Annotated in this window: 12 protein-coding genes; all 12 read right to left on the bottom strand. The window is 38.4% G+C overall.

The window, feature by feature from the left end; genetic code table 11:
* Positions 1-4: 4 nt before the first annotated feature.
* The 12 genes from GYV61_RS00125 to hpf all read right to left on the bottom strand — a co-directional run bounded on the left by GYV61_RS00125 (position 5) and on the right by hpf (position 15,854).
* Positions 5-547: an HdeD family acid-resistance protein gene (locus tag GYV61_RS00125; protein ID WP_122025857.1), complete on the bottom strand. Its 543-nt coding sequence runs from the start codon at positions 545-547 to the stop codon at positions 5-7.
* Positions 548-601: 54 nt separating this feature from the next.
* Positions 602-3,451, bottom strand: a complete 2,850-nt coding sequence (gene uvrA / locus GYV61_RS00120) for an excinuclease ABC subunit UvrA (RefSeq protein WP_174794314.1) — start codon at positions 3,449-3,451, stop codon at positions 602-604.
* Positions 3,441-5,483 carry an excinuclease ABC subunit UvrB gene (uvrB, locus tag GYV61_RS00115; protein WP_174794313.1) on the bottom strand — a complete coding sequence of 681 codons (2,043 nt, stop codon included), beginning with the start codon at positions 5,481-5,483 and terminating at the stop codon, positions 3,441-3,443. The genes uvrA and uvrB overlap by 11 nt, the downstream gene beginning before the upstream one ends.
* Before the next feature lie 99 nt (positions 5,484-5,582).
* Positions 5,583-7,307 (bottom strand): phospho-sugar mutase, encoded by a 1,725-nt coding sequence (locus GYV61_RS00110; protein ID WP_174794312.1) that lies wholly within the window; start codon positions 7,305-7,307, stop codon positions 5,583-5,585.
* Between the two features lie 126 nt (positions 7,308-7,433).
* Entirely contained in the window at positions 7,434-8,369 is a 936-nt protein-coding gene (trxB, locus tag GYV61_RS00105; RefSeq protein ID WP_122025853.1) for a thioredoxin-disulfide reductase, read from the bottom strand.
* Between the two features lie 58 nt (positions 8,370-8,427).
* Complete coding sequence (locus tag GYV61_RS00100) at positions 8,428-9,447, bottom strand: NAD(P)H-dependent glycerol-3-phosphate dehydrogenase (protein ID WP_046324611.1); 1,020 nt, start codon at positions 9,445-9,447, stop codon at positions 8,428-8,430.
* A gap of 28 nt (positions 9,448-9,475) precedes the next feature.
* Entirely contained in the window at positions 9,476-10,312 is an 837-nt protein-coding gene (gene lgt / locus GYV61_RS00095) for a prolipoprotein diacylglyceryl transferase (protein WP_174794311.1), read from the bottom strand.
* Complete coding sequence (gene hprK / locus GYV61_RS00090) at positions 10,309-11,271, bottom strand: HPr(Ser) kinase/phosphatase (protein WP_110445862.1); 963 nt, start codon at positions 11,269-11,271, stop codon at positions 10,309-10,311. Before hprK ends, lgt begins: the two co-directional genes overlap by 4 nt.
* Before the next feature lie 17 nt (positions 11,272-11,288).
* Positions 11,289-11,570, bottom strand: a complete 282-nt coding sequence (locus GYV61_RS00085; RefSeq protein WP_046324608.1) for a hypothetical protein — start codon at positions 11,568-11,570, stop codon at positions 11,289-11,291.
* Between the two features lie 8 nt (positions 11,571-11,578).
* Positions 11,579-12,695, bottom strand: a protein-coding gene (gene prfB / locus GYV61_RS00080; protein ID WP_174794310.1) for a peptide chain release factor 2 whose coding sequence is annotated in 2 segments (ribosomal slippage) — positions 11,579-12,622 and positions 12,624-12,695 — 1,116 coding nt in all. Because the reading frame shifts where the segments join, the coding sequence is not laid out codon by codon here.
* Between the two features lie 80 nt (positions 12,696-12,775).
* Positions 12,776-15,175: a preprotein translocase subunit SecA gene (gene secA, locus GYV61_RS00075; protein ID WP_174794309.1), complete on the bottom strand. Its 2,400-nt coding sequence runs from the start codon at positions 15,173-15,175 to the stop codon at positions 12,776-12,778.
* A 130-nt stretch (positions 15,176-15,305) separates the two neighbouring features.
* Positions 15,306-15,854 (bottom strand): ribosome hibernation-promoting factor, HPF/YfiA family, encoded by a 549-nt coding sequence (gene hpf / locus GYV61_RS00070; protein WP_174794308.1) that lies wholly within the window; start codon positions 15,852-15,854, stop codon positions 15,306-15,308.
* Positions 15,855-15,925: the final 71 nt, after the last annotated feature.

The raw sequence follows: 15,925 nt of genomic DNA, 5'->3' as shown, positions 1-15,925 counted from the left end.
TTTATTAGCGATTAACAAAAGCTGCAATAATTTGATTAATTCCAAAAATTAATAACCAGAATGACACTAACCAAATTAGTGTTAAAGCAGACAATGCCGGATTAAACATCAGGCTGATTGCTATCAATAATCCTAGTATATTTAATATTAGGTTTAGCCAAAAGAAGAAATTAGAAATTCTTCTCATCTGCCATGAAAAAACTATACCGGTAATCGAATCAAATAAGAACCAAAAAGCAAAAAGGTAGGCAATTGTTAATCCAGCAGCGTCGTATGAGTAAAGAAACAAAATTCCAACGATAATGTCCAATACTCCTGAAACAATTGACCACCAGCTAGAAGGGATAAAATACCGAAAACGGCTGTAAAATACCAGCCAAACAAATCCCTGGACAATAGAGACAATAGCAAACAGCAAGACAAATGCGTGTAGTGCTTTACCAGGGTGCCGCAATAGAAATAACCCGGCAATTACCATTAAAATACCAGAAATAAATGCGGCCCAATTAAAACCACGATTTTGTCCGTAACTAGAAAAATTATCCATTTTTATTCCTCCTTGCGCTATATTTTACACTTTATCACAAACAATTAATACTATTTAATTACTTTTTGCACTAGCCTTTTTTGTTAGTGACGTGTCACGCATAAGAACTGGCTTTAAATACTGACCGGTATAACTTTCCTTAACTTGTGCTACCTGCTCTGGTGTGCCAGTGGCAACTATTTGGCCACCACCTTCTCCTCCTTCAGGACCCAGATCAATTAACCAATCAGCATTTTTAATCACATCCAAATTGTGTTCGATTATCAAAACTGTATTGCCTTGATCAACGAGTCTTTGCAATACTTCCAGTAAACGCTTGATATCATCTGTATGCAAACCAGTTGTCGGCTCATCTAAAATGTAAAAGTTCTTACCTGTTGATAACTTCTGCAACTCCGCAGCAAGCTTCATCCTTTGCGCTTCACCACCAGATAAGGTAGTAGCAGACTGACCTAGTTTGACATAACCTAAACCGACATCCACAATTGTTTGTAATTTGCGCGCAATTTTAGGAATATTTTTAAAGAACAAGCAAGCCTCACTAATTGTCATATCTAAAACCTGTGCAATATTTTTCTTGCGATAGGTTACTTCAAGAGTTTCAGAATTATAACGACTGCCATGACAAACTTCACACGGAACATAGACGTCCGGTAAAAAATTCATTTCTATTTTAATAATGCCATCGCCATGGCAGGCTTCACAACGACCGCCTTTAACATTAAAAGAAAAGCGCGCCTTAGTGTAACCACGAAGCTTGGCTTCATTTGTTTGGGCAAATAAAGCTCTAATATCATCAAAAACACTGGTATAAGTAGCGGGATTACTTCGAGGAGTGCGACCGATCGGACTTTGATCAATATCAATGATTTTTTCAATGTTTTGGTAGCCACTGATAGTTTTATATTTGCCAGGTTTAGTTTGATTTCGATTCAATTTTTGTGCTAAAGCACGTTTTAATATCATATTTACCAAAGTTGATTTACCAGAACCTGAAACTCCAGTAACCACAATTAATTTGCCTAAAGGAAATTCAACCTTTAAATTTTTGAGATTATTTTCAGCTGCACCGGTAATCGTAATTTTTTTACCATTACCTTTACGCCTTTTTAACGGAACAGGTACAAACTTTTTACCTGCCATATATTGTCCAGTTAGAGATTTTTCATTCTGTTCAACTTCTTCAGGCGTACCGGCAGCCATGACTTCACCGCCATAAGTCCCAGCACCCGGACCCATATCGATCAGGTAATCGGCTTGTCTCATAGTCTCGTCATCATGTTCAACTACAATTAAGGAATTACCTAAATCACGCATGCGCTTTAAAGCAGCTATCAGCCGGTCATTATCACGCTGATGTAAACCGATTGATGGTTCATCCAAAACATACATGACTCCTGAAAGATTGGAACCAATTTGGGTCGCAAGTCGGATTCTCTGAGCTTCCCCACCAGAAAGAGTATTAGCAGAACGCGACAAAGTCAAATAGTCCAGGCCCACGCTATTTAAGAAAGTAAGCCTGTCGCGCACCTCCTTTAGTATTGGCTTAGCAATGACAGATTCCTGCTCATCAAGTTTGATATTATTGAAAAATTCAAGGGCATGACTGATTGCCAATTCTGATGCTTCAGCGATATCCTTACCATTAACTTTAACCGCTAATGCTTTACGATTTAATCTTTTACCATGACAAGTTGAGCAAGTAAGTTCTGTCATATATTTGCCCATAACATCACGCATGAATTTGGACATCGGATGATAATAACGTCTTTCAACATTCTCCATAGCGCCTTCAAAAGGCGCTGTCGTATTATTAACTCCGAAATCACCGGTAACATGAAACTTAATTTTTTTAGTTGAGCCGTGTAAAATTGTCTCTTGTTGCTTCTTCGTCAACTTAGAAAATGGTTTATCAAGCGGAATTTTCAAAGCCGTACATGCCTGTTCAAGCATTTCCCCGTAGTACTTAGAATTTTTCCAAGGTGCAACTGCCCCTTCGGCTAAAGTTTTGCTTTGATCCGGAACAACCAAGTCCTCATCAACTGCTAACTTAACGCCTAAGCCGTCACAATCAGGACAAGCGCCAAACGGCGCATTAAAAGAGAAAAGCCGTGGTTCCATTTCTCCTACAGTAAAGCCGCATTTAGGACAAGCATAGTATTCTGAAAAGTTGATCGTTTCTGCGCCGATAACATCGACATTCATATAGCCGTCTGATAGGCGCAGAGCTGCCTCTACCGAATCAAAAAGCCGTGAGCGAATGCCTTCTTTAACAATCAAACGGTCAACCACGATATCAATTGAATGGCGCTTATTTTTTTCTAAATCAAATTTTTCACCGATTTCATGCATAGCGCCATCAACGATTACACGAACATAGCCTGCTCTTTGTACCCGTTTAAAGACTTCTTTATGTGCTCCTCTTTTAGCTCTAATTACTGGTGCCAAAATTTGAATACGGCTACGTTCAGGCAAAGCCAAAATGCGATTAACCATTTGCTCAACCGACTGTCTTTCAATTAAAGTACCATCGTTAGGACAAACTGGGTGCCCAACTCGAGCCCATAATAATCTGAGATAGTCATTTATTTCAGTAACCGTGCCCACGGTTGATCTGGGGTTATGCGATGTCGTTTTTTGGTCAATTGAGATTGCAGGATTTAAGCCATCAATTGAATCAACATCCGGCTTATCCATTTGTCCTAAAAATTGGCGCGCATAGCTTGACAGTGATTGAACATATCTTCTGCGCCCTTCGGCATACAAAGTATCAAAAGCCAAAGAACTTTTGCCAGAACCCGACAGGCCGGTAATAACAACTAATTTATCCTTAGGTATAGACAGGTTAATGTCTTTTAAATTGTGTTCACGCGCACCCCGAATAACAATTTTATCATTTACCATTTAATGCTTTCCCTTTTTTCTTAATTGGACTTCTAGTTGAACTTTCCAGTTCCATGATAGCATCCCGCAAGGTTGCAGCACCTTCGAAATCAAGTTTCTTAGCAGCTTCCTGCATTTGCTTACGCAAGTCTTTAATCATGGTTCTCTTTTGTTTAACGGTTAATTCGTCAAAGTTCAAATCAGCAAAACTATCAGTTTGCGTATCTTCATCCGCCACTTTTGTAGCAGAAATAACATCCCTGATCGGTTTAACGATAGTTTTTGGTTTCATACCATGTTCTTCATTAAACTTAATCTGTAATTTACGTCTTCTCTGCGTTGCATCAATAGCTTCCCGCATTGAGTCTGTGATTGTATCGGCATACATAATTACAGCCCCATCTGCGTTTCTGGAAGCACGCCCCATTGTTTGCACTAGTGGCCGGTATGCACGTAGAAAGCCTTCTTTATCAGCATCAAGAATTGCGACCAGTGAAACTTCCGGTACATCAATACCCTCACGCAATAAGTTAATACCAATTAGAACATCATACTTGCCAGTACGTAAATCACGTAATATTTGCATCCGTTCCAGTGTCTTCACGTCAGAGTGTAAATATTGCACTTTAATCCCGAGATCTTTCAAATAATCTGTTAAGTCCTCAGCCATTTTTTTCGTTAATGTAGTAACGAAAACACGTTCATTCTTTTCAATCCGCTTGTTAATTTCAGCAACTAGATCATCAATTTGACCCTCAACCGGTTTAACCTCAATTTTAGGATCAAGCAAACCAGTTGGTCTGATGATTTGCTCAACTTTGTGATCAGTACGCTCTAGTTCATAATCTCCCGGGGTTGCTGAAACATATAATATTTGGTTAACGTGTTTTTCAAATTCAGCCAGCTTCAAGGGCCTGTTATCAAGCGCAGAAGGTAAACGAAAGCCGTAATCAATCAAAGTCTTTTTACGGTTGCGGTCTCCGTTGTACATTGCCCTAATTTCCGGCATAGTTGCGTGAGACTCATCAATTAGAATGAGAAAATCATCGGGGAAAAAGTCAAGTAAAGTATAAGGGGGTTCTCCTTCTTTTCTTCCTTCCATATGACGAGAATAGTTTTCAATACCGTTGGTATAGCCAACTTCACCCATCATTTCCATATCAAAAGTGGTCCGTTGCTTAATACGTTCAGCTTCCAGCAACTTTCCCTCGCCTTCAAACTTTTTCACTTGAATTTTCATTTCTTGTGAAATGGCCTTAAGAGCCCGTCTCATTTGCTCTTCATTGGTCATGAAGTGCGTTGCTGGGAAAAGTGAAATACTCTCTCTTTCACCAATAACTTCACCAGTTAAGGCATCAACTTCTACAATTCTGTCAATTTCATCACCGAAAAATTCAATCCGATAAGCGTGGTTAGAGTTGCCTGCAGGAAAAACTTCTACAACATCTCCACGAACGCGAAAACGACCACGTTGAAAGTCAATATCATTGCGATCATATTGAATATTAACTAAATCACGCAGCAAAGTATTCCTGTTATATTCTTCACCTTCATGAACCGTAATCACACTCGCAGCATATTCTTTCGGGTCACCTAAGCCGTAAATGCATGAAACTGACGCTACGACAATAACATCGTTACGTTCCATTAAGTCGCTGGTAGCTTGGTGACGCAACTGGTCAATTTCATCATTAATTGCTGAGTCCTTTTCAATATATGTGTCTGATTGCGGCACATATGCTTCAGGTTGGTAATAATCATAGTATGACACGAAATAGTCAACGGCATTATGTGGGAAAAACTCTTTAAATTCTCCATATAGCTGTCCCACCAAAGTCTTATTATGAGAAATGACTAAAGTGGGTTTATTTAACTTAGCAATAATATTGGCCATAGTGAAAGTTTTACCAGTACCGGTAGCACCTTCCAAAATCTGTTCTTTATACCCTTTTTTAAAGCCAGCAGCCAATTTATCAATGGCTTGTTGCTGATCGCCTGCTGGATTAAATTTAGAAACGAGTTCAAATTTACGTTCTTCTTGTCGTTTAATCATCGAAAGACTCCTCGTAGAAAAAGTTGGACAAAATTGCCCAACTCTTATTTGACTTATTATATTTTACTCTCTCGAACGTATTTTCGCATCCTTTTTGTCTTATTTTAACAGTTTTGCCATTGCCTTTTGATAACTTTCAGCCGCCTCATGAGCAGTTGCAATATCGGGCTTATTAACTCCGACGTAGGCTTTAATTACTGGTTCTGTACCAGATGGTCTTAAGGCCAGCCAAGTTTCATCTGCCAAATAATATTTTAATACATTGGATTTAGGTAGCCCTGCTAGCGGTTTACCACCATTCTCGGTAATTTCTTGCTGCTTTAAAAAGTCTTGGATTTTGTTAACCTTAACCCCATTTATTTCTTCTAAATGCTCTGAACGTAATTTTGACATCAAAAGCGCCATTTTCTTTTGTCCACCAATACCCGGCATTTCAATAGCTTTAGTAATTTCGTATGAAGTACCGTATTTTTGCCAAATTTCATTGAGACCATCTAGCACGGTCATGTTGCGTGAAGCATAATAAGAAGCTACTTCAGCAAACATTAGTGCACCCTGCATAGCGTCTTTATCTCGCGCAAAAGGCTTAAAAAGATAGCCATAGCTTTCTTCAAAGCCCATCAAGAATTTACCATCATGCATCTTACTCATGCGATCGATTTCTTCGCCAATAAACTTGAAACCGGTCAAAACATATTTGGTTTTAATACCAAAATCTTGGGCAATTTTAAACGGCATGCTACTGGAAACTACCGAGGTAATTAATTCATAATCGCTGGCTAATTGACCATTATTTTTTAAATTAACCAGCAAATAATAAATCATCAGCGTGGCAATTTGGTTACCAGTTAGTACCTGAAAATCACCGTTTTTAGTACGCACGCATGCACCCATTCGATCAGCATCAGGATCGGTGGCAATGATTAAGTCTGCCTGTTTTTCATTTGCTAACTTTATTCCCGGATCAAAAACATCACGGTATTCCGGATTTGGTTTTTTAGTTGTTGGAAATTCCGGATCAATGATTGTCTGGCTGGGAACCGGAATTACATTAGTAAAACCTCCTTGCCTGAATGCGCGATCATAAATCATTTTACCTGTACCATGCAATGGGGTATAAATAATGGTTAATTTGTCGGCATTTTGCCGGATAAGGTCGGTGTTAACATTTACCGTTTTCAATGCTGCTAAATATGCTTCATCAATGTCTTCACCAATCAGCTGTAAAGTTTTTCGTGCACGGAGTTGCCCTACTGGCGCTGCTTTAACGTTAAAAATATCTGTTACTCTTTGAGAATACTCAAAAACTCGCTCTGCATCTTCAGGACCCATTTGGGCGCCATCAGCACCATAGACCTTGTATCCATTATATTGTTTGGCATTATGAGAAGCAGTAATATTAATTCCGGCTGCAGCGTGTAAGTACCTAACAGCAAATGATAATTCAGGTGTCGGTCTTAAATCATCAAACAGATAAACATGGATATTATGGCTTCCTAGAATTCTGGCCGCATGATCCGCAAATTCACGTGAGTGATAACGTGAATCAAAAGAAATTACTACCCCATTATTTTGAGCTTGCTCACCCTTTTCATCTATTAACCGAGCTAAACCTTCTGTTACACGGCCAACAGTGTATAAATTGATGCGATTAGTCCCCGGCTCCAGTCTGCCTCTCATACCGGCAGTACCGAAATTAATATCTTGCCCAAACGCATCTTCAATCCAATTTGAATCTTGACCAAGTTTAGACAGTTGATCTTTTAAATAATCGGGCAAATTTTGTGTCTGTTGCCATTTTTGAAATGTTTCTCTTGCTTTCATTTCAGTAAAGTTCCTCTTTTTCTAGCTTTTAATTCGTTTTCATAAATTATATTCTAGCATTTATCACTATTGCTATCTGTAAAAATAAAAAAAGAATTCATTTAAGCTGAATTCTTTTTGTAATCCTTATATTTTCCGATCATTTAAATCTTGCAAATAATTGTATGCCTGTTGGCCAGCAATACTGCCGTCACCAACTGCATTAGCAATTTGGCGCAAGTCTTTTGCCCTTACATCACCCAGGGCAAAAATACCATCAACCTTAGTTCTCATATGCTCATCTGTTGGAATCCAACCATTCTCATCAGTTACGCCCAAATCTTTAAAAGGAGCAGTTTGAGGAATAACGCCAACGTAGATAAAAACACCGCGAGTCTTTAAGTGTTTTTCTTCACCGGTCTCTTTATCTTTATAGGTAACGCCAGTCACCTTATTGCCGTCACCATCAATAGATTGAGTTAAGCCATTCCAAATGAAATGCATTTTAGGATTGGCAAAAGCACGTTTTTGCAGAGTTGGTTGAGCGCGTAGTTGATCACGCCGGTGAATAACCGTAACTGACTTAGCACTTTGAGCCAAGTAAATTCCTTCTTCAATAGCTGAATCGCCGCCACCTATAACCGCAATATCTTCATCTTTAAAAAAGGCAGCATCACAAACAGCGCAATAAGAAACACCCTTACCGGAATATTCATCTTCACCAGGAACACCTAAATGACGATGATCCGCTCCGGTAGCAATAATTAAGGCAGGTGCACTGTACTCGCCAGTATCTGTTTTAACTATTTTTAGGTCACCATCAGTGGTTACAGATTGAACGTCGCCATATTCAAATTTGGCACCAAACTTCATAACAGAATTGTACATTTTTTCGCCCAACTCTGGTCCTTTAATTTCACTAAAGCCGGGATAGTTATCAATTGCATCGGTGTTATTCATTTGCCCACCATACAAACCACGATCAAGCATTAACACTGAAAGGTTTGCACGAGAAGCATAAAGAGCAGCAGTTAAGCCACCAGGTCCTGCTCCGATAATGATTACGTCATATTTTTCCGTCATAGTTTTACCCCCAGTACTTTCTTATTTTTCGTAAGTAAATATTACAACGATTTGCATGTTAAAGTCTAATCTCCTGTTTAGGACTTCTACCCATCATCTGGGTAATTTCATCATCTACATTAGAATTTTGGTATAAAACGCGGTAGATAGCTTCACTAATCGGCATATCAATATGCTTTTCTGCGCATAATTCGTGCACAGCCTTTACTGTTGTAGCACCTTCAACAACCTGACCCATATTTTGCAAGACATAGTCAAGACTCTTGCCCTCACCTAATTGCTTACCACAGCGCCAATTACGAGAATTGACTGATGTACAAGTAACAATTAAATCACCTATTCCTGCAAGACCACTAAAAGTCATTGGGTCGGCACCAAAATAATTAACTCCTAGGCGTGTAATCTCTGCTAAACCTCGGGTCATTAAAGCCGCCTTAGCATCGTCACCATAGTGCTTACCAACTAAAATCCCAGCCGCGATTGCAATAACATTTTTAACCGCACCAGCTACTTCGACACCAATCAAGTCGCTATTGGTATATAAACGGAAATAGTCATTTGAAAATAACCGCTGCACTTTTTGTGCATTTTCCATGCTGCTTGAAGCACATGAAATGGCAGTCAAATCTTTTTGAGCAACACTTTCAGCATGGCTAGGTCCTGAAATAGCTACAATTTTATCCTCATCATCCGGATAGATTTCTTCAGTTAAAATTTCCGATATCAGTTTTTTGGAACCCGGTTCAATACCTTTGGTAGCAGTGACTATAAGCGGCTTTGAATTAGTTTGTCTTAAAATTTTACTTACATTCTGAGCAACACTGCGAATAGCTTGAGTAGGTAAAACAAATAATACAATTTCGGCTTCCGTTAAAGCTTCATTTAAGTCACCTGTCGCAACAGCCGTTTTATTTACCTGCCAGTTTTTCATGTAGTGCTCATTGGTATGATTCTGGTTAATTTCGTCATTAACTTTTTCGTTATTACCATACAGAACGATATTATATCCTTTATCAGCAAGCATTGATCCTAAAACCGTACCCCATGAACCTGCTCCTAAAACTGCAATTTTTGTCATTTTTTACTCTCTTTCACTAAAATAATTATTAATCTCGACTATAAGGGTATTTCAAGCCACTGCCGTCTAAATACCATTTGGGTTTAACAATTCGCCTGCGATAAATAAATAATACTATAACCACTATCAGCAATATTACACTAAGCATTTGCGAAACCCGAATCGATCCCCAAAGGTAAAGACTATCTGTCCGCATGCCTTCTACGAAAAAACGTACGACAGAATACCATGCCAAATAGAGCATAAATATTTCGCCTTGTTTAAACAGATGCTTTCTGTGTCTTAATAACAATATTATCAGTAAACCAATCAAATTAAAAAAAGATTCATATAGAAAAGTTGGCTGATAGTATACTCCACCGATTTTCATCTGATTAATAATAAAATCAGGTAAGTGTAAGCTTTGTAAAAACGCCAAGGTTGTGGGCCCACCATGAGCTTCTTGATTAATAAAATTACCCCAGCGGCCTAATATTTGAGCAGCCATTACTCCTGGCGTAATGATGTCCAGCATCAGAAATGGTGGCAACATTCTCTTATAACAAAATACCAGTAAAACTGCCAATCCGGCCAGTAAGCCGCCATAGATAGCTATGCCACCATTCCAAATAGCAATTATCTCGTCAAGATGCTGAGAATAATAATGCCATTCAAAAATAACATAGTAAATGCGTGCACCCACATATCCAAGAGGAACAGCCCATAACAGCAAATCCATGAAGTCATCACTTTCAATTTGACGTTTACGCCCTTCAAAAATTGCCATTGAGACAGCTAAAATAATTGCGACAGCCATAATAATGCCATACCACTTGACACTTAGGTTTCCTAATTTAAATGCTACAGGATTGATGGTCAATATCATTTATTCTTATCCTTTGCTGTGTCTGCTTGAGAGTTTTTCTTAATTAATTTCGTTAAATTACTGTCAAAAGTTTTGGTAGCATTATAGCCGCTTCTCTTGGCGCGGAAATTCATAGTTGCAATTTCAATAATATCTTCCATGTTACGACCGACTTTAACAGGAATAGTGATTTGGGGAACTTCAACATTACAAATATCTCGTTTGCTTTCCTCAAAACCTAAACGATCATAATTAGCTTTCTTATCCCAATTGACAAGTTTGATAACCAGCTGGATGCTTTCACGGTTTTTAACAGCTCCAACACCGAATAAATCCATAACATCAATGATACCAATACCACGAATTTCCATTAGGTGTTTTAATATTTCCGGAGCTTCACCCATCACGGTTTCCACATCTTTTTGATAAACATCAACTCGATCATCAGCTATTAAACGGTGACCACGATGAATTAAGCCTAAAGCAGTTTCAGATTTCCCAACACCTGAATCACCAGTCAGTAACACGCCCATACCTTTAACTTCAACTAAGACGCCGTGAATCGTATCACGGACAGCTAGTCGCTCTCTTAAATATTCCGTCAAAATACTGGAAACATAGGTAGTTGACTCTGGTGAAGAAAGAATAGGAATCTCTGCCTCATCAGCAGCTTGAGCTAGTTCCGGTGGTATTCGCAGAGAACGCGATACAAAAAAGCAGGGCGTATCAGGAGTACAAAGTTTTTTAAAAACCTGCACTAAACTATCGTGGTCTAGTCTAGCGGCATAAGAAATTTCTGTACGCCCAAGTAACTGAATACGCTGGCGGGGGTAAAAGTCAAAGTAGCCTGTTAACTCCAGTCCTGGTCTATAAATATCAGATACAACAATCTCCTTATTATTGATATATTGTTTTCCCTGCACAACATGAACAATTTTATTATCACGAATTAAATTTCTTAATTTAACAGCGTTTGTCATTTCAAAATGCCCCTTTATTATTTGTCGACATCTTTGGTTTTAGCATCGCGTACTTTTTTCCGTTTTGGTTTAGTTTGATTATTTTCATTCCAATTGTCCCAGCTATAAGAACCAGAATTAAGATCAGAGTGTCCAGCATTATTATCATCATTTTTGGTAAAATGATTGATTAACCAGATAATACCAATAATTACTAAGGCTGCCGGTAATATCATGAAAAAGATGTGAAATATGGCAAAAATAATACTTAAAATAACAACTGCCAATAATACTAAACCAACAATTCCCCAAAAACTCATCTAATCACCTACTCTGGATTTTCCTGGCTCAAAAGCCATTGTAAATATGCATAAACAAACGGTTGCAGCTTGCCATCCATTACACCACTTGTATCGGAAGTTTCATAGCCTGTGCGCAGATCTTTAACCAAATTATAAGGATGAAAAACATAAGATCTAATTTGTGAGCCCCAACCAATTTCTTTTTGGTCACCTTTAAGCTCCTGCTTGTGCTTACGTTTCTTTTCTTCTTCCAGGTGAAATAATTTTGCTCGCAGTTCATTCATTGCGGTTTCCCGATTCTGCAACTGTGAACGCTGCGCCTGAGACGTAGTTACGATTCCTGTCGGTAAATGAGTGATTCTGACAGCGCTTGATGTTTTATTAATATGCTGACCGCCTGCACCACTCGACCGGTAAACGTCAACACGGAGATCTTTAGGATCGATATCCACCTTAATACTCTCATCAATTTCCGGAATAACTTCAACCGAAGCAAAAGATGTATGTCTCCTCTTGGCCGAATCGAAGGGAGAAATTCTCACCAAACGGTGAACACCATTTTCCGATTTCATCAGGCCGTAGGCATTTTTACCAGTAATCTTGGCACTAACGCTTTTAAGACCAGCTTCTTCTCCAGGTTCATAATTACTAATTTCAAATTTAAAGCCGCAAATATCGGCATATCTCTGGTACATCCGCAAGAGCATTTGGCCCCAGTCCATCGCCTCAGTGCCACCTGCTCCCGGATGAATTTCAATCAGCGCATTGTGATCATCATATTTGCCAGATAAGAGTAAATCTAACTCATAATCATGAAACTCAGTTTGCAGTTTTTGCAGATCGGTTTCAACTTCTTTTTGTAAATCTTGATCTGCTTCTTCACGCAGTAATTCTAGTGCTGTTATTTCATTTTGATAATCCTTTTCCAACTTGACAAAAGAATCACGTTTTTCTTTCAACACATTTGTCTCACTAATCAAACCTTGTGCTTTTTCCTGATCATCCCAAAAAGTCGGATCTTGCATCTTATTTTCATTAACAATGATACTTTCGTTTATTGAATCTAAGTCAAAGAGACCCCCTAAAGTGGTCTAACCGCTTTTTCAAACTATCCAATTCATTTTGAATGTCACTTATTTCCATATTTTACAATAGCTCCTTTATTTTTAATAAAATTTCAGTAAAAAAGAGAAAGCAGCTGCTTTCTCCTCCCATCTTAACTATTAACGACTAAGATTTTGTCTAATTTCAGCTTTCATAAATAAACGAGTCACGTCAAATTCAATATTTGATACCATTTCTTCAAACATGTTGTAGCCAGAATCCTGGTATTCTACCAGCGGATTAAGTTGACCGTAGCCACGTAAACTGATTGATTGCCGTAATTGGTCCATAGCATCTATATGATCAGTCCAGCGATCGTCAACTACCCGCAAGATAACTACTTTTTCAAATTCAAGCATTTCTGAAGGATCAGCCAAAATCGCTTCTTTTTCTTCATAGTTGGCTTCAACGATATCATACAGCTTTTGCTTTAAGTCAGGAACCGTAATTGTCTTGAAGTCAATTGCATCAGTTTCTTCTTCGTTCGTCAAACTTGAAGAAATGAAGTCACGCAGTGAATCAAGCCGCCATTTACTACGATCACCCTGTGTAAACATATCAACTTGACTATTAATAGTACGGCGAATCATTGGGATTAAAACATCCTTAAGTGACTTTTCTTCACCAATAACCTGCATCCGTTCACCATAAATAATCTCACGTTGAATACGCATAACATCATCATACTGCAATGTTTGCTTACGGGTATCATAGTTATTACCTTCAACACGTTTTTGAGCAGACTCAACTTGTCTAGTGATCAAGCGACTCTCAATTACCTTGTCATCATCATTGTCAGACAAACGGTCAAGGAAGTCTTTGACTCTATCGCCACCAAAGCGTTTCATCAAATCATCTTCAAGTGAGAGATAGAAACGAGTAACACCAGGGTCACCTTGACGACCTGAACGTCCACGGAGCTGGTTATCAATTCTACGAGACTCATGACGTTCAGTACCTATAACAGAAAGTCCACCTAGTTCTTTCACACCTGGCCCTAATTTAATGTCGGTACCACGGCCAGCCATGTTGGTCGCAATAGTGACCGCACCGCGTTGACCGGCGTTCATGATAATCTGAGCTTCCTTAGCATGGTTTTTAGCATTCAAAACGGCGTGAGGAATTCCTTCTTTGTCAAGTAACTTACTCAGTCTTTCAGAACTTTCAACCGCAACGGTACCAACTAATACCGGTTGACCTTTTGAGTGCCGCTTTTTAATTTCATTAACTACTGCCGCAAACTTGGATGACAAAGTAGGATAAAGAATATCCGGATTATCTATCCTGATCAAAGGACGGTTAGTCGGGATAGTAATTACCTGCATGTTGTAAATTTCACGGAATTCTTCTTCTTCAGTTTTAGCAGTACCTGTCATACCGGCAAGTTTTTTATACATTCTAAAGAAGTTCTGGTAAGTAATTGTCGCCTGCGTCTTGGATTCTTCTTGAATCTTAACGCCTTCTTTAGCTTCAATAGCCTGGTGTAGGCCATCAGAATAGCGCCGTCCCTGCATAACACGACCAGTGAAAGAATCAACAATCAGGACTTCACCGTTTTGCACAACATAATCGATGTCTTTAAGCATAATGTAATTTGCTCTTAAAGCCTGATCAAGGTGATGCACTAATTTCTGATTTTCAACGTCATACAAGTTTTTAAGGCCAAAATGATCACAAGCTTTTTGAATACCAGTTCTAGTTAAAGAAATAGTCTTAGTTGGCCAGTCAATTTTGTAATCACCATAGTCCTTATCATCATCCGCATCATCATCACTTTTGTCTTCTTTAAGAGTTTTAACAAAGCGGTCAGCACGAATATAGTCACCATTAGCTTGTTCTGCTTCGCCAGAAATAATTAATGGAGTTCTGGCCTCATCAATTAAAATTGAGTCAACCTCATCGATAATAGCATAGTTAAGTTCACGTTGAACCATTTGCTCCTTGTAAACGACCATATTATCACGCAGATAATCAAAGCCTAGTTCTGAGTTAGTGGAATAAGTAACATCACAATTATATGCTTCACGCTTTTCATCAGGAGACATAGCATTCAAATTAAGACCAACGGTTAAGCCTAACCATTTGTACAACTGGCCCATTTCTTCGGCATCACGACTGGACAGGTATTCGTTAACGGTAACAACGTGAACGCCTTTTCCTGTTAGTGCATTCAGATAAACAGGCATAGTCGCAGTTAAGGTCTTACCTTCACCAGTCATCATTTCGGCAATGTTACCGTAGTGCAGCGCAATACCACCTAATACTTGAACATGAAATGGGTATAGGCCTAAAACTCTTTTAGCTCCTTCACGAGAAACTGCAAAAGCTTCCGGCAAGAGCGAATCTAAGCTTTCACCATTTTTCAATCTATCACGAAATTCAGGTGTTTTTGCCTGTAATTCTTCGTCTGAAAGCCGACTGTATTCGTCTGCATGACTTTCAACTTTATCTGCAATTTTTTCAAATTTTTTCAGTTCTCTTTTATCGTTATTGTATAGTTTCTTTAAAATGTTTACCATTTAATCGATCCTTATATGTAGTTAAAGTATAAAAACACATTATAATTTTACCATGATTAGCGCTAAATGAAAAATAAACAAAACAAAGACCTCACACTAAATGTGGGGCCCTTACTTAATAATATTATTACTATTTGGTCTCAATCAAACCATAACGGCCGTCATTTCTGCGATAGACCACACTTGTACCGCTGGTTTCACCATCTTGAAAAACAAAGAAATCATGCTCTAGCATATTCATTTGCAAGATTGCTTCTTCAGGACTCATTGGTTTCAACCCAATTTGTTTATTACGAACAATTGTAAATTCATTACTTTCTTTGTCTTTCGAATCTTCCTCCGCACTTTCAACGAAGAAATCATTAATTCCTTTTTCACGGCTCTTACGATTTACACGTGTCTTATATTTTCTAATTTGTCTTTCCAATTTTTCAGAAACAAAATCAATACTGCGATACATATCGTCAGTTGTTTCTTCAGCTCTCAATACTAAGTATGGTAGTGGTATAGTTACCTCGACTTTAGCCTTGTGATCACGATACACCTTTAAATTAACATGAGCAATCATATCTTGATTTAAATCGAAATATTTTTCTAATTTTTTAAGGCGCTTTTCTACGTAACTTCTTAAAGCATCCGTTACCTCGATATTTTCACCACGAACATTATACTTTAACATATGAGATTCTCCTTTCAACTGCTAGAGGCAGTCTTATGTTATCTATATTATAGCAAAATTATAACAAAACA

The organism is Lactobacillus melliventris (assembly GCF_013346935.1).
In the GTDB taxonomy this organism is placed as follows: domain Bacteria; phylum Bacillota; class Bacilli; order Lactobacillales; family Lactobacillaceae; genus Lactobacillus.
The sequence above is the reverse complement of the archived record's forward strand: the minus strand, read 5'-3'. Positions and strand labels throughout refer to the sequence as shown.